Raw genomic sequence first — 18,898 nt, 5'->3', positions numbered from 1 at the left:
CCGCTGAACCCCGCCCCCGCTCCGGTACCCCCAAGTCCGGTGCGGGGGCGGTATCCATTTCCCCACCGGGCAACTGGTGCTAGCCTGGCCGCAGTTGTCGTGTACGGCGACCAGCTCCGCTACCCGGGCCCGGTGACCTGGGGGAGCCAAGGGCTCTGACGAGTTCCCGTACGGGGTGGGACAGACCGCTGGGAGATACGCAACCTCTACGCGCCCGTACCGGGACCGGCGCCCGGGGAGACGTATGTCCAGGCGTACAGACAACCACCACCGTGCCGCGACCGTCTGCCGCGCAGCCACCGGACTGCCGCACCGCACCTGCCTCGGCTGGGCCGAAGCGGGGCTGATCGACTACCGCCAACCGGTCCCGGACGCCGAGGACGAGGCGCAGCGCCTTCTGGAGTCGCTCCTGGTGGCCGAGCTCGCCGACGGGCTCCGTGAAAACGAGCGCCGCGACGGGGCGCTCTTCGGCTTCACCTCCGCCCGGCCGGCCCGGACCGGGCTGGCCCTCGGACTTCACCCGGCCATGGCGGACCGTGTCCTGTCCACGGTCCTGCCGCGCATCGACGAGCACTACGGCGGACTCGGCGGGGTGCCCGGGCTGCGTATCGTCCCGACGGGCCGGAACTGGGCGCTGACCCACCTGCGGGGCCGGGCCGCGGTCCATCTGCTGCACCCCGACCCGGACTGGCGCCCGTTGCTTCCGGAGCACGGTGACGGACTGACGCAACTGTGGCGGCGCAACCGCCACCGCCTGCACCCTGCCGAGGCGGCGGAGCTGAGGGGGCGCGCTGACGCAGGGGGCGACCCCGGATCGGTTGCGGCGCAGGACTGGCTGAACAGCAGGCTCCTGAGGCGCCCGCGGCTGCTGGGCGCGGCCGGGGCCGCCCACGGATCGGCGAACGTGTACACCCATGGTGGCGGGGACGTGGTCGTCGAGTGGTGCTGCGCCGTGGAACGGGACGAACTCGAGCGGCGGCTGCGCCGGAGCGGTCTGGCGCAGCGGCCGGGCCGGATCGCCGAGCGGCTGCGGGACCAGCCGTGGTTCCCCGGTGAGATCGCGATGGGCGGAGCCTTCGTCACCCTGCGGCGCGGGCCCTGCTACGCCCCGGACGCCTCGGCGCGGAGGACGCCGTGATGCTCACCGCGGTGATCGTGACGGCGGCCGTGCTCGGTGTCGCCAAGGTGGTGCGGGACTGGCTGATCCTGCGGCAGGTGCGGGCCGCCATGGAGGCCGGCACGCCCGAGGACCGGGTGCGGATCGGGATGCGGCTCGCGCAAGCGCTGGGCGGCGGGCAGCCTGGGCCGTCCCCGGAGCCGCCCGCCGGGGAGGGCGTCACACCTCCACGATGACCTGGTCCAGGGACTTGCGGGCCAGGTCGGGGACCTCGCAGTCGGCCGAGGGGTAGCCGACCGGGATGACCGCGAAGGCCTTCTCGTTCTCCGGGCGCTTCAGGACGTGGCTCAGGAAGCGCATCGGGCTCGGGGTGTGGATCAGCGCGGCGAGGCCCGACAGGTGGAGGGCGGACAGGAGCATGCCGACCGCGATGCCGACCGACTCGTCGACGTAGTAGTGCTTGCGCTTCGTGCCGTCCGGGCCGAGCCAATAGCGCTGCTGGAAGACCACGATCAGCGCCGGGGCATCGGTGAGGTGGGCCTTGACGGCGTCGGTGCCGAGCGGGCGCAGGGCGGCGAGCCACTCGTCGCCGAGGCGGCCGTCGTAGGAGAGCAGCTCCTCCTGCTCGGCGGCGGCGCGGATCTGCTCCCGTACGGCCGGGTCCTTGACCAGGACGAAGGTCCACGGCTGCTGGTGCGCCCCGGACGGCGCGGTCGCCGCGCACGCGATCGCGTCCCGGACGACCTGTTCGGGCACCGGGTCGGGGGAGAAGTGGCGTACGGTCCGCCGCTCGTCCATGCGGGCCCGCAACTCGGCGGCGCGCGCGAGCGATTCGCCGCTCGCCATCCGCTGGGGCCGGTAGGGGGCGGGACGGTACGGCTGGCCGTGGATCGGGGTCCACTGCTGGGTATCGGGCGACATGGGGCGAGTCTTCCGGGGCAATGGTCCAGACCGCCAGCGCCGCGTCGGCCGATTTCCGGCCGGTGGACGGCGTCCGGCGTCCGCAATGCGGTCCTTGGTACGGTCGCGGGATGAGTGACTGGGACGCCGCGGCCATACGGGCGCGGCTGCGCACGAAGGCCCTCCGGTACGAGCTGGCCGCGCCGCTCCCGGAGGCGGAGGTCCGGGCCTTCGAGGTGGAGCACGGCATCCGGCTGCCCGAGGCGTACCGGACGTTCGTCACGACGGTCGGCGACGGCCCCGCGGGCCCCGAACACGGGCTGATGCCGCTGGTCACCCCGCGCCAGGACGTCGACGACGACTGGGCGGTCGACGGGGAGTGGGAGGACGACCGCCGCCCGGGCCGGCCGGCCGCGCCCTGCCCGATCCGGGAACCCCGTCCGTTCGACGTGAACCGGAGGTTCGACGAGCGCGAGGGGCTGACCCTCGGCACGCTCATGCTGGCCGAGCAGGGATGCGGCATGTATTCGAGGCTGATCCTCAACGGGCCGCTGGCCGGCCAGGTCTGGCATCTGGACCAGGACTTCGGAACCTGTCTGCCCGAGAGCCCGGACTTCCGCACCTGGTACACCGACTGGCTGGAGAGGTGACGGGCATGCGCGTCTCCCACACCGCCGGGCTGACCGACGACGAGCTCCGCGAGGTGCGGGCCCTGCTCGACGAGGCCTTCGAGGGGGACTTCGCCGAGGAGGACTTCGAGCACGCCCTCGGCGGGATGCACGTGCTGGTCCGGGACGCGGGCGGCGCGCTCGTCGCGCACGGCAGCGTGGTGCAGCGCCGGGTCGTGCACGGCGGGCGGGCCCTGCGGACCGGGTACGTCGAGGCCGTCGCCGTACGGGCCGGCTCGCGGCGGCGGGGCCTCGGCGGTCAGGTCATGGCCGAGCTCGAACGGATCGTCGCGCGGGCCTACGTGCTGGGCGCGCTGTCGGCGTCGGAGGACGGCGCCGGGCTCTACCTCGGCCGCGGCTGGGCGGTGTGGCCGGGCCGGGTCGGGGCGCTGTCGCCGGACGGGCCGGTGCGCCTCCCCGACGAGGAGGGCTCCACCTACGTGTGGGTGCCGCCCGGCGGGATCCGGCTGGACCCCGACGGGCGGCTCGACTTCGACTGGCGGGACGGGGACGTGCTCTAGCGAGCGTCTCGTCGACCGGGGGCTACGAGCCCGAGATGCTCGGCGCTCCCGACTCGATGTGGCCCGTGTAGCGGCGCGACCAGGTGCCGTCGGAGTCGGCCAGGATCGTGAAGTCGTACCAGCCGTTGCTGTAGGCCACGGCGTTGAAGTAGTCCTCGCGCGAGGAGTTCGCCGGGACGGTGCAGGTCCAGGGGCCGTCCGTGCGGTAGGCGTTCGAGCGGATCGTGAAGGTGACGGGGGAGGCGGAGGAGTTCGTCATCCTGAAGTAGACCGCCGTCCTGCCGGTGCCCGGCTCGACCGCGAAGCGGGCCCCCACCTCGATGTCCTTGCCCGCCTTGGACGCGTCGCCGATGAAGCGGCGCAGGAAGCGGTTCGGCCCGTACATCGAGATGTCGTACTTGCCCGAGCCGTGGCCGAGGCCGATGTTGAAGTAGTCGGTGCCGGTGGCGCCCGGGTCGACCGTGTACTGCCAGGCCGCCGTGTCCCGGTGCTGGTGCGGGTGGATCGAGAAGTGCGCCGGCCGCTTCGCCTCCGCGCCCTGGTTGGTCATCGAGAACCACGCCAGGATCTTGCCGGCCGCCCCGAACTCGAAGCGGTCCAGGTTGCCGTTCACCTGGTACGGCAGGGCCCGCGCCGGGCGGCTGCCCGGCTCCTGCGCCGGGAGGGCGTTGTCCTGCGGCGCCGGGTTGGGCAGCGGGCCGCAGGTCGACTGGCCGATGACCTCGGCGGTGGAGGGGAGGCCGGCGGGGACCCCGTAGACCGGGTGCGCGAAGTCGAAGACGCCGGTCAGGTCGCCGACCACCTTCCGGCGCCAGGCGCTGATGTTCGGACAGGTGGCCGGAGTGCCGATCGCGGCCGTCCACCGCTCCATGAACCGCAGGGCGGAGGTGTGGTCGAAGACCTCCGAGCTCACCCAGCCGCCGCGGGTCCACGGGGACATCACGATCATCGGGACGCGGAAGCCGAGCCCGATCGGGACGCCGTCCAGGTACTCGCCGGGGGTGCCGGGCGGGGCGACGGGCGGGGGCACGTGGTCGAAGAAGCCGTCGTTCTCGTCGTAGTTGAGGAAGAGGACCGTGGAGTCGAAGACCTCCGGGTTCGCGGCCAGGGCGCGGTAGACCAGGTCGACGAAGTGCGCGCCGTCGCCGGGCGGGGCGTAGGGGTGCTCCGAGAAGGCCTCGCTGGCCACGACCCAGGACACCTGGGGGAGGGTGCCCGCGACGACGTCGGCGCGGATCGCGGCCGCGATGTCGTCCGGGGTGGAGCCGGTGACCTTGGGGACGGAGCCCATGCCCCGGTCCCACAGCGGGTTGCCCGGGGCCGCGTCCGTGAACTTCTTGAAGTAGGCGAGCCCGTTGTCCCCGTAGTTGTCCTGGGCGTTCTGGTAGACCTTCCAGCTCATGCCGGCCCGCTGGAGGGCCTCCGCGTACGTCTCCCACGTCAGCCCGGACTCGTCGCCGCCGTCCTTGCTGGAGGCGTCGATCTTTCCGCTCCACAGGAAGGTGCGGTTGGGGCCGGTCGCGCTGAGGGTGGAGCAGAAGTAGGCGTCGCAGATCGTGTAGTTGTCGGCGAGGCCGTAGTGGAAGGGGATGTCCTCCCGGTCCAGGAACCCCAGGGTGCGGGTGTTGCCGACGCCGGTGACCCAGTTGTCCATCCGGCCCTTGTTCCAGGCCGCGTGCTGCGAGGTCCAGCTGTGCGGGAGGTCGCCGTTGCACTGGGCCAGTGTCTCGCCGTCGACGCCGCCGGCCGGCGGGGTGGAGCTGAGCTTCCAGGGGTACTGGCGGCCGCCCCAGTTGGGCTGGTTGAACATGCCCCAGCCGCCCGGGATGTTGCCGGCGGCGCGGTCGCCGAACCCGCGGACACCCTTCAGCCTGCCGAAGTAGTGGTCGAAGCTGCGGTTCTCCTGCATGAGGATCACCACGTGCTTCACGTCGGTGATGGTGCCGGTCGCGGCGGCCGCGGCCGCCGTCGCCGGCAGCGCCGCGGGCAGCGCGGCCCCCGCCATGAGCCCGGCGCCGATTCCCACGAACCCTCTGCGGCTGATCGGTGTCACTGGCCCCTCGCCTCCAACTCAAGTGCCCCGCCGGCACATTGACGGCAAGAGTGACGGGGGTCGCGTCAAAGGTCTACATCCGTGCAGTAAGAGTTCGGTGAACTTCCGGGTGGCCGAATCAGCCGGCGGCCGCGCGGGCCTCCTGTCCGGATCGGCGCCGCGCAGCAGGCGCCGCAAGGCGTCCGTGAGGTGGTCGAATCCCTGCACAACGGTGGTATCGGTACCGATCCGGCCACTGCGGGGACGGGGGCGCGCCGTCCCTCCGGCCTGTCCTGCAGATTGGTGTGATTGCGAACCAATACCCGGCACGGATGCGGCGGCCGCGCGTCGTGACGGGTCACCCGTCCGGCTCCCCGGCGGCCGGCGGAGAGGGTGGCATGCGTCACTCCACCGGAGCGGGGCCACATTCGTGGAATCTGGGCTCTGACCAGGGAAATCCTGCTCCGGGAAGGCCTGAAGCGGACCCTCGAAGGGAGCCCTTCCGAGGGTTGCCCGTCTCAGATAGTAGGAAGTCCGAGTAATTGCCGAGACATACAGCGGGACCTGCCCTAGCTTTGTAGGAGCCGAACGTCTCGCCGATCCGGCGAATGGCGGTCGAGAGCGCGCGCCCCTGGCAGGCAACCCCTGCGGCGCACTGCTCCCCGCCTCTTCCGGCGCCTTGAAGGAACCCCTCATCCGTGGCCCCGCCACGCCGTGATCTCAAGGAGTCGATCACCATGAACGCAACCACCGCCGTCCGTCGCGTCCGCCACTCCTCCGCCTCGGCCGCCGACCGCAAGAACGCCGCCGCCGCCCTCCAGCGCGCCCTGGACCGCCGTGACAACGGCGGGTCGACCGGCCACTGAGCCACTCCCGGCGGACATATTGCGTCCACATGGTGGACGCAATATGTCTGAGGGTTGGGACAGGGAGTACGGTTTCGCCATGTCGACCAGCATCAATCTCGCAGTGATCCCCGGTGATGGCATCGGCCAGGAAGTCGTGGCTCAGGGACTCAAGGTCCTTACCGCGGTCCTGCCCCAGGATGTGAAGCTGGAGACCAAGCAATACGATCTCGGCGCCCAGCGCTGGCACCGCACCGGTGAGACCCTCCCGGACGCGGAACTCGAAGCCCTCAAGCACCACGACGCGATCCTCCTCGGCGCCATCGGCGACCCGTCGGTCCCGTCCGGCGTGCTGGAGCGCGGCCTGCTGCTGAAGCTCCGCTTCGCCTTCGACCACTTCATCAACCTGCGCCCGTCGAAGCTGTTCCCCAACACCGCCACCCCGCTGGCCGGTCGCCCGGACATCGACTTCGTCGTGGTCCGCGAGGGCACCGAGGGCCCGTACACCGGCAACGGCGGCAGCCTGCGCACCGGCACCCCGGCCGAGGTGGCCACCGAGGTCAGCCTCAACACCGCGTACGGCGTGGAGCGCGTGGTCCGCGACGCGTACGAGCGGGCCAACTCCCGCCCCCGCAAGAAGCTGACGCTGGTCCACAAGAACAACGTCCTCGTGTACGCCGGTCACCTGTGGAAGAACATCTTCGACAAGGTCGGCCAGGAGTACCCCGAGGTCACCACCGACTACCTGCACGTCGACGCCGCGACGATCTTCTTCGTCACCCAGCCCGACCGCTTCGACGTCATCGTCACGGACAACCTCTTCGGTGACATCCTCACCGACCTGGCCGCCGCCGTGACCGGCGGAATCGGCCTCGCCGCCTCCGGGAACATCAACCCGACCGGCGCCTTCCCGTCCATGTTCGAGCCCGTCCACGGCTCGGCCCCGGACATCGCCGGCACCGGGAAGGCCGACCCGACCGCGACGATCCTCTCCGTGGCCCTCCTGCTGCGCCACCTCGGGTACGAGGCCCAGGCGGCCCGCATCGAGGACGCGGTCTCCGCCGACCTGGCGGAGCGCGACGGCACCTTCCGCTCCACCGACGCGATCGGCGACGCGCTCGCCGCTCGAGTAGCCGGCTGACCCGGCAGCTCCACCTTCAGGAAGGAAGCCGCCGGGTCACAATGGGACCTGGCGGCTTCTCCTGTGCGGCCCCCGGGTGCCACCATCTCCCCTGGGCCGCAGTCCCCGCTTCTCCGTAGCCTCCTCGCGCGCGATAATCGAACGCGAGGCCGCGGAATGCGGGGAAGCTCGGACGTCCTAGTACGCCGTGAGCGCGGTCCGCCATACACAACCGGTGAAGGACAAGCACTCATGACGACGCCCACGATCGAGCTCAAGCCCTCCTCGAACCCGCTGTCCGATGCGGAGCGCGAGGCGATCCTGGCCAGCCCCGGCTTCGGCCGCCACTTCACCGACCACATGGTGACGATCAAGTGGACCGAGGGCCGCGGCTGGCACGATGCCGAGCTGGTCCCGTACGCGCCGCTCTCGATCGACCCGGCGAACATGACCCTGCACTACGCGCAGACGATCTTCGAGGGTCTCAAGGCCTACCGCCAGCCCGACGGCACCGTGGCCACCTTCCGCCCCGAGGCCAACGCCGCCCGCTTCCAGGCCTCCGCCCGCCGCATGGCGATGCCGGAACTGCCGGCCGAGCTGTTCATCGAGGCCTGCGACGCGCTCATCAAGCAGGACCGCGCCTGGGTGCCGGACTCCGGCGAGGCCTCCCTGTACCTGCGGCCGTTCATGTTCGCCTCCGAGGTCGGCCTCGGCGTCCGCCCGGCCAACGAGTTCCTCTTCATCGTCATCGCCTCGCCCGCCGGCGCGTACTTCCCCGGTGGCGTCAAGCCCGTCTCCGTCTGGCTCTCCGAGGACTACGTCCGCGCGGTCAAGGGCGGCACCGGCGCGGCCAAGACCGGCGGCAACTACGCGGCCTCGCTGGTCGCGCAGGCCCAGGCGGCCTCGCACGGCTGCGACCAGGTGGTCTGGCTCGACGCCGTCGAGCACCGCTGGATCGAGGAGATGGGCGGGATGAACCTGTACTTCGTGTACGGCGACCGCATCGTCACCCCGGAGCTCACCGGTTCCCTGCTTCCCGGCATCACCCGCGACTCCCTCCTCACCATCGCCCGCGACCTCGGCTACACCGCCGAGGAGGGCCGCCTGACCACCGAGGACTGGCAGCGCGACAACGCGAACGGCACCCTCACCGAGGTGTTCGCCTGCGGCACCGCCGCCGTCATCACCCCGGTCGGCTCGGTCAAGTCCGAGCGCGCCGACTGGACCCAGGGCAACGGCGAGCCCGGCGAGGTCACCATGCGGCTGCGCAAGGCGCTCCTGGAGCTCCAGACCGGCCACAGCCCCGACACCCACGGCTGGATGCACCCGCTCGGCTAGTCCGCAGCGCCCCGGTACGGACCGAAGGCCCCCCGCAGGTGGTGCGGGGGGCCTTCGGCCGTTCCGGTGGCGCGGGGGAGGGGTGCGTGTCAGCGCTTCCCGTCCGCCTCGTCCTCGTCCGGCCGCGGCTTCCGGTTCGACGCGTCCGGGCCGCCGAGGGCCATCACGGTGTCACCGAAGACGGAGGCCAGGCCCGCGACCCCCTTGACGATCTTGCCCGCCACGTATGCGAGTTCTTCCACGACGGCTCCCCGTGTCGCTCGTGGCGGCCGTGTCCTGTTCTTCGGCCGCCGCTGTACCGGTGGACGCCGCCGCGGGCCCGAAGGTTGAACGCCGAGGTCGCACCGGGGAGTCTGGAGGGGGGACCGTACCGAGATGGTGTGCGATGTCCGAGGCGAGCAACTACCGGGCTTTCCGGTAACCGGAAGGTCTCCGAGGGCAAGGAGGACGAGTTCGTCGACCGCTGGACGGCCGTCCGAAGGGCCCCGCTCAGACGGCCGCGGCCGCAGTCGCGGGCTCCGGCTCCTCGGCGGCGACGGAGGCCGGGGTGGTGCGGGCGGTCAGTGCCGTGTAGACGAGACCGCCGGCCAGGCCGGAGAGCACGAAGGAGCAGTCCACACCGCCGGTGAGGGCGAGCAGCGGGCCCTCGTAGAAGGGAGTGGTCACGGCGAGCAGGCCGACCCCGGCGCCGATCGCCCAGGAGGCGGTGGCGGCCACGTTCCAGCCGCCGCGGTACCAGTAGATCCCGCCCACCGAGCGGCGGTTGAAGACCTGGAGGGCGTCGGCGTCGTACCGGCCCCGGCAGCGCACGTAGCCGATGAGGGTGATCACGGCCCACGGGGTGCCGATCGCGGTCAGCAGCAGGACGAAGGAGGTCATCGCGGACTGCACGTCCCACTCGAAGGAGCCGAAGAAGACGAAGGCGGTGGCGACGGCCGCGGCGACCAGGGTGGCGGTGGTGCGGGTGGCCCTGGGGACGATCGCGTCGAGGTCCAGGCCCATGGAGTAGAGCATCAGCCCGGCATTGCCCACCGAACCGGCCGCGGCGGCGACCAGCAGCGGGACCAGGTACCAGAACGGCGCGGTCTCGACGAGCGGGCCGGCGTAGTCCAGCCCCGCCCTGGCGGCCAGCGCGGTGTACGTACCGAACAGCTGCGGTATCAGCAGGCCGATCAGCAGGCCGAAGGCGGTGGCCCGGAAGACCTTGCGGGAGCCGTGCCGGCGCGGGGAGATGTAGCGGGTGTAGTCGCCGAGCAGGGTGATGAAGGCGACGGGCCCGCTGAGCCCCGCGGCGACGGCGGCCAGCAGCCACGTCGGCCAGAAGGAGCCGAGCAGGTACGGGGTCTCCGGCGGGGCGGCGGTGGTGAAGTCCGGGGCGTAGGCGAGGAAGCCGACGGCCAGAAGGACCACCATGCCGAGGGAGAGCAGCTTGCTCATGCGCAGCAGCAGCCGGTAGCCGAAGACGGCCCCGACGACGGTACAGGCGGCGAGCACGCCGTACATCACGGCCCGCGAGACACCGGTGTCGGGCAGTCCGGTGAGCCGTGAGAGGGCGCCCACCATCACGTCTCCGCCGATCCACAGGGTGAGCGCCGTGTAGCCGAGCGAGAGCAGCAGGCCCACCACCGAGCCGACGAGCCGGCCGCGGACACCGAACTGGGCGCCGCTGGAGGTGGAGAGGTTGGTCGCGGTGCGCAGGGAGACGAGCGCCAGCGGCGCGGTGAAGGCGATACCGACGAGCGTGCCGGTCACGATGGCGGTGACCGAGGGCCACAGGCCCAGTCCGAAGGACGGGGGCAGCCAGCCGAAGACGATCACACCGAGGCAGAGGTTGGAGCCGAGGAGGATCGAGATCAGGTCACGGGGACCGCTCGTCCGCTCCTCCTCCGGGATGGTGTCGACTCCGCGCTGTTCGATGGGCATGGGGGACTCCCTTGGCAGGGCGGGGGGTGGTTCGCATGTGTTTGAGCGACACTCAATGTGACTCAAGCCCATGTCTCAGGTCAATGATTCCCTGCAAGGTAATGAAGAGTTAGAGTGATGCTCTAACCCATTGACTCAAGAGGTGGTGGATCGGCGTGCGGCTGACCCCTACGGAGCGCGACCGGCTGCTGCTCCGCAGCGCAGCGGAACTGGCCAGGGCCCGCCGGGCCCGTGGCCTGAAACTCAACGTCCCGGAGGCCACCGCGCTGATCGCGGACACGGTCTGCGAGGCCGCACGTGACGGCAAGCGGCTCGCGGAGGCGATCGAGGAGGCCCGCAGTGTGCTGGGCCCCGGCGACGTCCTGCCGGGCGTCGCCGACGTGGTCACCGAGGTGCACGTGGAGGCCGTCTTCGACGACGGATCCCGCCTCGCGGTGGTCTCGTCGCCCATCCGGGGAGCGCAGCCGCTCGGCGACGACGCCCCGGGCGCGGTCGTCCCCGGCCCCGGCGTCCCCCAGCCGGAGCCGGTGGTGCACCTGCGCGTGCGCAACACCGCCGCCGTGCCGGTGAGCGTCACCTCCCACTTCCACTTCTTCGAGGCCAACCCGCGTCTCGACTTCGACCGCGCCGCGGCCTACGGGATGCGCCTGTGCGTGCCGGCGGGCTCGTCCGTACGGTTCGACCCGCACGGCGAGGGCGAGGTGGGCCTCGTCCCCATCGGCGGCGACCGCATCGCGATCGGCTTCGCGGGACTGGTCGACGGCCCGCTCGACGCCCCCGGCGCCAAGGACGAGGCCCTGCGGCGCGCGGCGGCCTGCGGCTACCTCGGAGTAGCGGAAACCGGTAGCGAAGGAGCACGGGCGTGAGCCGTCAGACCCCCCACAGCGACCACTGTGCGCCGGGCAGCCGGCACATCGACCCCCACGAGTACGCCTCCGTTTTCGGCCCCCGCGCCGGGGACCGGGTCCGGCTCGGCGACTCCGGGCTGACCGTCCGGGTGGAGTCGGATGCGCAGAAGCCCGGTGACGAGTTCCTGGCCGGTTTCGGGAAGACCGCGCGTGACGGTCTGCACCTGAAGGCTGCCGCGGTCCGCGAGACCTGCGACGTCGTGATCAGCAACGTGCTGGTCATCGATGCCGTTCTGGGCATCCGCAAGGTGTCCGTCGGTATCCGTGAGGGCCGGATCCACGCGATCGGCCGGGCCGGCAACCCCGACACCCTCGACGGCGTGGACGTCGTCGTCGGCACCGGCACGTCGATCGTCTCAGGCGAGGGTCTGATCGCCACCGCCGGCGCCGTGGACACCCACGTGCACCTGCTCTCCCCGCGGATCATGGAGGCCTCCCTCGCCGCGGGCGTCACCACGGTCATCGGCCAGGAGTTCGGCCCGGTCTGGGGTGTCGGCGTCAACTCCCCGTGGGCGCTGAAGCACGCCTTCAACGCCTTCGACGCCTGGCCCGTCAACATCGGTTTCCTGGCCCGGGGTTCTTCCTCGGACGCGGCTCCGCTGGTGGAGGCCCTGGCCGAGGGCGGCGCGTCCGGTTTCAAGGTCCACGAGGACATGGGTGCGCACACGCGTGCGCTGGACACCGCGCTGCGGGTGGCCGAGGAGCACGACGTGCAGGTCGCCCTGCACTCGGACGGTCTCAACGAGTGCCTTTCGGTCGAGGACACCCTGCGCGTGCTGGACGGCCGGACCATCCACGCCTTCCACATCGAGGGCTGCGGCGGCGGGCACGTGCCCAACGTGCTGAAGATGGCGGGCGTGGCGAACGTCATCGGCTCCTCCACCAACCCGACCCTGCCCTTCGGGCGGGACGCGGTGGCGGAGCACTACGGGATGATCGTCTCCGTCCACGACCTCAAGCCGGACCTGCCCGGTGACGCGGCGATGGCCCGTGACCGGATCCGCGCCGGGACGATGGGCGCGGAGGACGTGCTGCACGACCTGGGGGCGATCGGCATCACCTCCTCCGACGCGCAGGGCATGGGCCGGGCGGGGGAGACCATCCGCCGGACCTTCGCGATGGCCGCCAAGATGAAGGGCGAGCTGGGCCCGCTCGCCGGGGACGGCGAGGGCGACGACAACGCCCGCGTGCTGCGCTACATGGCCAAGCTGACCATCAACCCGGCCATCGCCCACGGTCTGGCCCACGAGATCGGCTCCATCGAGGTCGGCAAGCTCGCCGACATCGTGCTGTGGCGCCCCCAGTTCTTCGGCGCCAAACCCCAGCTCGTCCTCAAGTCCGGCTTCCCCGCGTACGGGGTCACCGGCGACCCCAACGCCGCCACCGACACCTGCGAACCGCTGGTGCTCGGCCCGCAGTTCGGCTCGTACGGGGCCACTGCGGCCGACATCTCCGTCGCGTTCGTCTCCGCCGCGGCCGCCGCGCTCGGCTCCGACGAGATGCCGACCCGCCGGCGCCGGGTCGCCGTCCGCGGCACCCGCGGCATCGGCCCCAAGGACCTGCTCCTCAACTCCCGGGTGGGCGCGGTCGATGTGGACGCGCGCAGCGGACTCGTCTCCCTCGACGGGGAACCGCTGCGCTCCGAAGCCGCCGAGTCGGTCTCCCTCAACCGCCTGTACTTCTTGTAAGTGCACAGTCTGTAAGCCCGTTAGGACCCCTGCCATGACTGCACAGCCCGCCAAGCCCGTGAACGACGGCTTTCGGATGCCCGCCGAGTGGACCCCCCACGAGCGCACCTGGATGGCCTGGCCCAGCCCCAACCCCACCTTCACCAACGAGCAGGAGCTCGCCGAGGCCCGCGAGGCCTGGGGCGCCGTCGCCCGCGCGGTCCGTTCGTACGAGCCCGTGACCCTGGTCGTCTCGCCCGGCGACGCCGAGAGCGCCCGCGCGATCGTCGGCGACGACGTACAGCTGGTCGAGCAGGAGCTCGACGACGCCTGGATGCGCGACATCGGCCCGACCTTCGTCACCAACGACGCCGGCGAGATCGCGGCCGTCGACTGGACCTTCAACGGCTGGGGCGCCCAGGAGTGGGCCCGCTGGGACCACGACTCGAAGATCGCCCGGCACGTCTCGGACGTGGCCGGCACCCGGACGTACAGCACCGAGCTCGTCAACGAGGGCGGCGCCATCCACGTCGACGGCGAGGGCACCGTGCTCCTCACCGACACCGTGCAGCTGGGCGAGGGCCGCAACCCCGGCTGGACCCGCCAGCAGGTCGAGGCCGAGATCCACGCCCACCTCGGCACCACCAAGGCGATCTGGCTGCCGTACGGCCTGGCCGGCGACTACGGCACCTACGGAACCCAGGGCCACGTCGACATCGTCGCCGCCTTCGCCCGCCCCGGCGTCGTCATGATGCACACCCAGCCCGACCCGGCCCACCCGGACCACGAGCGCTGCAAGACCATCGCCGCCATCCTGCGCGCCTCCACCGACGCGCGGGGCCGGCAGCTGGAGGTCGTGGAGATCCCCGCGCCGACCGTGCTCGAGGAGGACGGGGAGTGGGTGGACTACTCCTACATCAACCACTACCTGTGCAACGGGGGCGTGGTCCTGTGCTCCTTCGACGACCCGCGCGACGAGGAGGCGGCGGAGATCTTCCGCGGGCTGTTCCCCGAGCGGACCGTGACGCTCGTTGACGCACGTACGATTTTCGCCGGGGGTGGCGGTATCCACTGCATCACCCAGCAGCAGCCGAAGGTCTGACCTTCGGGAAACGGACGAGGAGTGGGCCATGGTGGCGGGTGGAGTGCCGGTACGGACGGCGCGCAAGAACGCGCCCCCGCGCGAGGACGTACTCGTCGCCGCCATGGCCACGATCGCCGAGCGCGGCCTGGAAGGCCTGACCATGGCCGGTCTGGGCCGCGAGGTCGGCATGAGCAGCGGCCACCTCCTGTACTACTTCCGCAGCAAGGACGAGCTCCTGCTGCAGACCCTGGAGTGGAGCGAGGCGGCGCTGGGCAGCGAGCGGCGGGCCCTGCTCTCCCGCCGCGGCCCGGTCGCCGAGCGCCTGCGGGCGTACGTCGACCTGTACGTGCCCACGCAGGCCCGCGACCCGCACTGGACGCTGTGGCTGGAGGTCTGGAACCGCTCCCAGAGCGCCGGCCCCCAGGAGCGCGAGCGGCAGGCGGCCATCGAGGGTGCCTGGCACCGCGACCTGGTGGCCCTGCTCGCCGAGGGCATCTCGCGCGGTGAGTTCCGCCCGGTGGACGCCGAGCGCGTGGCGACCCGGATCAGGGCACTGCTCGACGGATTCAGCATCCAGCTGGCCGTGGGTCTGCCGACCGTGGACCGGCAGGAGATCCTCGACCACGTCCGCGAGTTCCTGACGGACACCCTGTCCCTTCGTCCGTAGCCCCCGCGACGGCGCGGCACCAGGCCACGGGCAGGTCAGAGGGGGCGCGACGACCGAGGTGCCCGCATGCTGAGATCCTCGTCCATCCGCGGTGAGCCTTGTGGCACACTGCCTGCGTGCCTGCTCAGCTCATGATTATCGCCAGCAGCGCGCCGGTCCCCAGTGGCCGCTGAACCGCGGAAGAACTTCGCGGAAGCGGCCACCGTGCCTCGGACCCGCGCGCAGACCTCTCGCTACCCGCGAGAGGTTTTTTCGTTTCCCGGACCATCCGAGCCGGGACCGGACCGCGCGCGATGATGGGGGCAGTGACGGCGGCCTGCCCCTTTGGCGGGCATCCGGAACCACTCATCCGACAGGAGTCAGATCAGCATGACGACGACACCAGAGGCGGCAACTGTGCGCTCAGGGGGCCTGGACGACAGCTTCCACGTCTTCGACACCACCCTGCGCGACGGCGCGCAGCGCGAGGGCATCAACCTCACGGTCGCCGACAAGCTGACGATCGCCCGGCATCTGGACGACTTCGGAGTGGGCTTCATCGAGGGCGGCTGGCCCGGCGCCAACCCCCGTGACACCGAGTTCTTCTCCCGCGCACGCGCCGAGATCGACTTCAAGAACGCCCAGCTGGTCGCCTTCGGCGCGACCCGGCGGGCGGGCGGCACGGCCGCCACGGACCCGCAGGTGCGGGCCCTGCTGGAGTCCGGCGCCCCCGTGATCACGCTCGTCGCCAAGTCCCATGACCGCCACGTCGAACTCGCCCTGCGCACCACCCTGGACGAGAACCTGGAGATGGTCCGCGACACCGTCTCCCACCTGGTAGGCCAGGGCCGCCGCGTCTTCGTCGACTGCGAGCACTTCTTCGACGGCTACCGGGCCAACGCCGAGTACGCGAAGTCCGTCGTCCGCACCGCCCACGAAGCCGGCGCCGACGTCGTCATCCTCTGCGACACCAACGGCGGCATGCTGCCCGCCCAGGTGACGGCCACCGTCGCCACCGTCCTCGCCGACACCGGCGCCCGTCTGGGCATCCACGCCCAGGACGACACCGGCTGCGCCGTCGCCAACACCCTGGCCGCCGTGGACGCGGGCGCCACGCACGTCCAGTGCACGGCCAACGGCTACGGCGAGCGCGTCGGCAACGCGAACCTCTTCCCCGTCGTCGCCGCCCTGGAGATCAAGTACGGGCGCAAGGTGCTCCCCGAGGGTGCGCTCGCCGAGATGACCCGCATCTCGCACGCCATCGCCGAGGTCGTGAACCTCACCCCGTCCACGCACCAGCCCTACGTCGGCGTCTCCGCCTTCGCGCACAAGGCGGGCCTGCACGCCTCTGCCATCAAGGTCGACCCGGACCTCTACCAGCACATCGACCCCGAGCGGGTCGGCAACACCATGCGGATGCTGGTCTCCGACATGGCCGGCCGCGCCTCCATCGAGCTCAAGGGCAAGGAGCTCGGCGTCGAGCTCGGCGGGGACCGCGCGCTGATCTCCCGGGTCGTGGAGCGGGTCAAGGAGCGGGAGCTCAAGGGCTACACGTACGAGGCCGCCGACGCCTCCTTCGAGCTGCTGCTGCGGGCCGAGGCCGAGGGCCGGGCCCGCAAGTACTTCCGCATCGAGTCCTGGCGGGCGATCGTCGAGGACCGGCCGGACGGCACCCACGCCAACGAGGCCACGGTCAAGCTGTGGGCGAAGGGCGAGCGGATCGTCGCGACGGCCGAGGGCAACGGCCCGGTCAACGCGCTGGACCGGGCGCTGCGGGTGGCGCTGGAGCGGTTCTACCCGCAGCTGGCCAAGTTCGAGCTGGTCGACTACAAGGTCCGCATCCTGGAGGGCACGCACGGCACCGAGTCCACGACCCGCGTACTGGTCGCCACGACGGACGGCGTCCGCGAGTGGTCCACGGTCGGCGTCGCCCCGAACGTGATCGCCGCTTCGTGGCAGGCCCTGGAGGACGCGTTCACGTACGGCCTCCTGCACGCGGGCGTCGAACCGGCCGAATAGTCGCAGGCCCTTATGTCCTACTCACACAGGAAAGGTCCGGTTCGGGTAGCGTCATCCGTATGAGGACCAGGCTTATATCCGTACGTTTTGGATCAGTGCTGGCCGGTCTGCTGCTGGCCCTGTCGGGGACCGCGCTCGTGGTCGCCCCACAGGCGTCGGCGGCGACCGGGGTCGCCGCCGTGGGGGAGGCCCTCAAGGACGGGCCCGTCTACGTGGACCCCCGGATGCAGGCGCAGCTGCCGCAGGCCGAGGCCGACGCGCTCGCGAAGAAGATCAAGGACGCCGGGAAGCCGGTGTTCGTCGCCGTGCTGCCCGCGACGGACGAGTTCCCTGCCGACAAGGTGTTCGGCGCCGTCAGGACCGAGACCGGTATCACCGGGCTCTACGCGATCCGGCTCGGCGACGGCTTCAGCGCACGCGCCGACCGGGCGGTCATGCCGGCCAACGCCGTCCGCAACCTCACCGACGCGGTGAAGGTGGGGACGCCCGACGCGGCGACCCAGCTCGACAACTTCGTCGACCAGGCCCTGAGCCAGGCCAAGGGCAGTGCCCCGGCCTCCTGGGGCACCACGGGCAGTGACCCCGGTGTCCCCGTCGGCGGGCTGATCACCCTCGGAGCGGTGGCGGCCATCGGCGGCGGTGGCGCGTACGCGCTGGTGCGCCGCAACCGGAAGCAGAAGGAAGAGGCCCGGCGCGCCGCTCTGGAGCGCCTCAGCGTGGTCGTCGACGAGGACATCACGGCCTTCGGCGAAGAGCTCGACCGGCTCGACTTCCACCCCGGCGAGCCCGGCGCCGACGACGCCATGCGCAAGGACTTCGAGCAGGGGCTCGACTCGTACGACAAGGCCAAGCAGATCATGGGCTCGGTGCGGTACCCGGAAGAGGTCAAGGGCGTCACCCAGGCCCTGGAGGACGGCCGGTACGCCCTGGCCCGCCTGGATGCGCGCCGGCAGGGGAAGCCGGTGCCCGAGCGCCGCTCGCCCTGCTTCTTCGACCCGCGTCACGGGCCGAGCACCGAGGACGCCACGTGGGCTCCGGCCGGCGGGGCGGCCCGTACCGTGCCCGTCTGCACGGCGGACGCCGTGCGGTTGCGCGACGGCCTGGACCCGGCGGTCCGCACGGTCGATACCGAGCGCGGTCCGCGGCCGTACTACGACGCCGGCCCGGCGTACGGTCCCTGGGCCGGCGGTTACTTCGGCGGCGGCATCCTGCCCGGTCTGCTCGTGGGCACGATGCTCGGTTCGATGATGTCCAGCCCCGCCTACGCCTCGGACCTCGGCGGAGGCTTCGACGGCGGGGACGCCTCCGGGGCCGACTTCAACCCGTCCGACTTCGGCGGCGGGGACTTCGGCGGCGGTGGCGGCTTCGACGGGGGCGGCGGCTTCGACGGCGGGGGCGGCTTCTAGCCGCCCCCGGGGTTCGCCGGATCCCGCCGGTCAGCCCTGCTTGATGGCCGAGATGTCGAACGTCAGCTTCACCTTGTCGCTGACCATGACACCGCCGGCCTCCAGGGCGGCGTTCCACGTCAGGCCCCAGTCGGAGCGCAGGATCTCGGCGGATCCCTCGAAGCCGACGCGCTCGTTGCCGTAGACGTCCTTGGCGGAGCCCGTGAACTCCAGGTCGATGGCGAGCGGCCGCGTGACGTCCTTGATCGTCAGCTCACCGGTGATGCGGTAGGCGTCCCCGCCCAGCTGGCGCGCCTCGGTGGAGCGGAAGGTCATCAGCGGGAAGAGCTCGGCGTCGAAGAAGTCGCTGCCCAGCAGGTGGGCGTCGCGGTCGGCGATGCCGGTGCTGACCGAAGGGATCTTGACGTCGATGGCGGCCGTGGAGCGGGCCGGGTCGGCGCCGTCCAGGTGCAGGGTCCCCTCGTGCTCCGCGAAGGAGCCGCGGACGTTGGTGACCATGGCGTGGCGGACGGTGAAGCCGATGCTGCTGTGGGCGGCGTCGATGACGTAGTCGCCGGTGAGGGCGGCGAGCGCCGGGTCCACGTCCAGCGTGGCGACGGCGGCGGCGCCGTTGTGGTGGTCGGCGGTCTGGCTGCGGCGGGTGAAGAGACCCATGGCCTGCTCCTCGGTAGTGTCTGGGCGTTCTGCTCGGTCGGAAGAGTCTG

Annotated in this window: 18 protein-coding genes; 13 read left to right on the top strand and 5 right to left on the bottom strand. The window is 71.5% G+C overall.

The window, feature by feature from the left end:
- The first annotated feature begins 244 nt into the window (after positions 1–244).
- Together PV721_RS08465 and PV721_RS08460 are read left to right on the top strand one after the other, a co-directional pair.
- Positions 245–1,138, top strand: coding sequence for a hypothetical protein (locus PV721_RS08465; protein ID WP_319722212.1), 894 nt, complete (start codon positions 245–247; stop codon positions 1,136–1,138).
- Positions 1,135–1,353, top strand: a complete 219-nt coding sequence (locus tag PV721_RS08460; RefSeq protein WP_319722211.1) for a hypothetical protein — start codon at positions 1,135–1,137, stop codon at positions 1,351–1,353. Before PV721_RS08465 ends, PV721_RS08460 begins: the two co-directional genes overlap by 4 nt.
- On the opposite strand, the gene PV721_RS08455 is transcribed toward PV721_RS08460, so the two are convergent.
- Positions 1,337–2,038 carry a nitroreductase family protein gene (locus tag PV721_RS08455; RefSeq protein ID WP_319722210.1) on the bottom strand — a complete coding sequence of 234 codons (702 nt, stop codon included), beginning with the start codon at positions 2,036–2,038 and terminating at the stop codon, positions 1,337–1,339. The genes PV721_RS08460 and PV721_RS08455 overlap by 17 nt on opposite strands.
- Positions 2,039–2,148: 110 nt before the next feature.
- On the opposite strand from PV721_RS08455, the gene PV721_RS08450 reads away from it, so the two are divergent.
- Positions 2,149–2,667 (top strand): SMI1/KNR4 family protein, encoded by a 519-nt coding sequence (locus PV721_RS08450; RefSeq protein WP_319722209.1) that lies wholly within the window; start codon positions 2,149–2,151, stop codon positions 2,665–2,667.
- Between the two features lie 5 nt (positions 2,668–2,672).
- Positions 2,673–3,206 carry a GNAT family N-acetyltransferase gene (locus tag PV721_RS08445; protein WP_319722208.1) on the top strand — a complete coding sequence of 178 codons (534 nt, stop codon included), beginning with the start codon at positions 2,673–2,675 and terminating at the stop codon, positions 3,204–3,206.
- 22 nt (positions 3,207–3,228) lie between these two features.
- On the opposite strand, the gene PV721_RS08440 is transcribed toward PV721_RS08445, so the two are convergent.
- Complete coding sequence (locus PV721_RS08440) at positions 3,229–5,259, bottom strand: phosphocholine-specific phospholipase C (protein ID WP_319722207.1); 2,031 nt, start codon at positions 5,257–5,259, stop codon at positions 3,229–3,231.
- Between the two features lie 716 nt (positions 5,260–5,975).
- Here PV721_RS08440 and PV721_RS08435 point away from each other — a divergent pair.
- From PV721_RS08435 to PV721_RS08425, 3 genes are all read left to right on the top strand, one after another.
- Positions 5,976–6,104 (top strand): hypothetical protein, encoded by a 129-nt coding sequence (locus PV721_RS08435; protein WP_319722206.1) that lies wholly within the window; start codon positions 5,976–5,978, stop codon positions 6,102–6,104.
- Positions 6,105–6,183: 79 nt separating this feature from the next.
- Positions 6,184–7,224 (top strand): 3-isopropylmalate dehydrogenase, encoded by a 1,041-nt coding sequence (locus PV721_RS08430; RefSeq protein WP_319722205.1) that lies wholly within the window; start codon positions 6,184–6,186, stop codon positions 7,222–7,224.
- Positions 7,225–7,455: 231 nt separating this feature from the next.
- On the top strand, positions 7,456–8,541 hold the full coding sequence (locus PV721_RS08425; RefSeq protein WP_319722204.1) for a branched-chain amino acid aminotransferase: 1,086 nt from the start codon (positions 7,456–7,458) through the stop codon (positions 8,539–8,541).
- 89 nt (positions 8,542–8,630) lie between these two features.
- Here PV721_RS08425 and PV721_RS08420 read toward each other — a convergent pair whose 3' ends face one another.
- Positions 8,631–8,783, bottom strand: a complete 153-nt coding sequence (locus tag PV721_RS08420; RefSeq protein ID WP_319722203.1) for a hypothetical protein — start codon at positions 8,781–8,783, stop codon at positions 8,631–8,633.
- Between the two features lie 247 nt (positions 8,784–9,030).
- Complete coding sequence (locus tag PV721_RS08415; protein WP_319722202.1) at positions 9,031–10,464, bottom strand: cytosine permease; 1,434 nt, start codon at positions 10,462–10,464, stop codon at positions 9,031–9,033.
- 155 nt (positions 10,465–10,619) lie between these two features.
- On the opposite strand from PV721_RS08415, the gene ureA reads away from it, so the two are divergent.
- From ureA to PV721_RS08385, 6 genes are all read left to right on the top strand, one after another.
- On the top strand, positions 10,620–11,330 hold the full coding sequence (gene ureA / locus PV721_RS08410) for an urease subunit gamma (protein WP_319722201.1): 711 nt from the start codon (positions 10,620–10,622) through the stop codon (positions 11,328–11,330).
- 47 nt (positions 11,331–11,377) lie between these two features.
- Positions 11,378–13,060, top strand: coding sequence for an urease subunit alpha (locus tag PV721_RS08405; RefSeq protein WP_319722216.1), 1,683 nt, complete (start codon positions 11,378–11,380; stop codon positions 13,058–13,060).
- Positions 13,061–13,094: 34 nt separating this feature from the next.
- Complete coding sequence (locus tag PV721_RS08400) at positions 13,095–14,141, top strand: agmatine deiminase family protein (protein WP_319722200.1); 1,047 nt, start codon at positions 13,095–13,097, stop codon at positions 14,139–14,141.
- Positions 14,142–14,169: 28 nt separating this feature from the next.
- The gene (locus tag PV721_RS08395; RefSeq protein ID WP_319722199.1) at positions 14,170–14,790 is read left to right on the top strand and encodes a TetR/AcrR family transcriptional regulator; all 621 of its coding nucleotides are present in this window, start codon (positions 14,170–14,172) and stop codon (positions 14,788–14,790) included.
- A gap of 369 nt (positions 14,791–15,159) precedes the next feature.
- The gene (gene cimA, locus PV721_RS08390) at positions 15,160–16,788 is read left to right on the top strand and encodes a citramalate synthase (RefSeq protein ID WP_319722198.1); all 1,629 of its coding nucleotides are present in this window, start codon (positions 15,160–15,162) and stop codon (positions 16,786–16,788) included.
- 59 nt (positions 16,789–16,847) lie between these two features.
- Complete coding sequence (locus PV721_RS08385; protein WP_319722197.1) at positions 16,848–18,194, top strand: hypothetical protein; 1,347 nt, start codon at positions 16,848–16,850, stop codon at positions 18,192–18,194.
- Between the two features lie 30 nt (positions 18,195–18,224).
- Here PV721_RS08385 and PV721_RS08380 read toward each other — a convergent pair whose 3' ends face one another.
- Complete coding sequence (locus PV721_RS08380; protein WP_319722196.1) at positions 18,225–18,848, bottom strand: YceI family protein; 624 nt, start codon at positions 18,846–18,848, stop codon at positions 18,225–18,227.
- Positions 18,849–18,898 lie beyond the last annotated feature (50 nt).

Source organism: Streptomyces sp. MB09-01, assembly GCF_033794505.1.
GTDB lineage: Bacteria > Actinomycetota > Actinomycetes > Streptomycetales > Streptomycetaceae > Streptomyces.
Note: the sequence above shows the minus strand (reverse complement) of the source record. Positions and strands in the feature narration are given on the sequence as shown.

What these genes read in the sequence shown, in the direction of transcription:
- PV721_RS08430 (WP_319722205.1), top strand. Translation starts at nt 6,184, where the DNA reads ATGTCGACCAGCATCAATCTCGCAGTGATCCCCGGTGATGGCATCGGC.
- PV721_RS08380 (WP_319722196.1), bottom strand. Translation starts at nt 18,848, where the DNA reads ATGGGTCTCTTCACCCGCCGCAGCCAGACCGCCGACCACCACAACGGC.
- PV721_RS08445 (WP_319722208.1), top strand. Translation starts at nt 2,673, where the DNA reads ATGCGCGTCTCCCACACCGCCGGGCTGACCGACGACGAGCTCCGCGAG.
- cimA (WP_319722198.1), top strand. Translation starts at nt 15,160, where the DNA reads ATGACGACGACACCAGAGGCGGCAACTGTGCGCTCAGGGGGCCTGGAC.
- PV721_RS08425 (WP_319722204.1), top strand. Translation starts at nt 7,456, where the DNA reads ATGACGACGCCCACGATCGAGCTCAAGCCCTCCTCGAACCCGCTGTCC.
- PV721_RS08455 (WP_319722210.1), bottom strand. Translation starts at nt 2,038, where the DNA reads ATGTCGCCCGATACCCAGCAGTGGACCCCGATCCACGGCCAGCCGTAC.
- PV721_RS08400 (WP_319722200.1), top strand. Translation starts at nt 13,095, where the DNA reads ATGACTGCACAGCCCGCCAAGCCCGTGAACGACGGCTTTCGGATGCCC.
- PV721_RS08385 (WP_319722197.1), top strand. Translation starts at nt 16,848, where the DNA reads ATGAGGACCAGGCTTATATCCGTACGTTTTGGATCAGTGCTGGCCGGT.
- PV721_RS08395 (WP_319722199.1), top strand. Translation starts at nt 14,170, where the DNA reads ATGGTGGCGGGTGGAGTGCCGGTACGGACGGCGCGCAAGAACGCGCCC.
- PV721_RS08415 (WP_319722202.1), bottom strand. Translation starts at nt 10,464, where the DNA reads ATGCCCATCGAACAGCGCGGAGTCGACACCATCCCGGAGGAGGAGCGG.
- PV721_RS08435 (WP_319722206.1), top strand. Translation starts at nt 5,976, where the DNA reads ATGAACGCAACCACCGCCGTCCGTCGCGTCCGCCACTCCTCCGCCTCG.
- PV721_RS08450 (WP_319722209.1), top strand. Translation starts at nt 2,149, where the DNA reads ATGAGTGACTGGGACGCCGCGGCCATACGGGCGCGGCTGCGCACGAAG.
- PV721_RS08465 (WP_319722212.1), top strand. Translation starts at nt 245, where the DNA reads ATGTCCAGGCGTACAGACAACCACCACCGTGCCGCGACCGTCTGCCGC.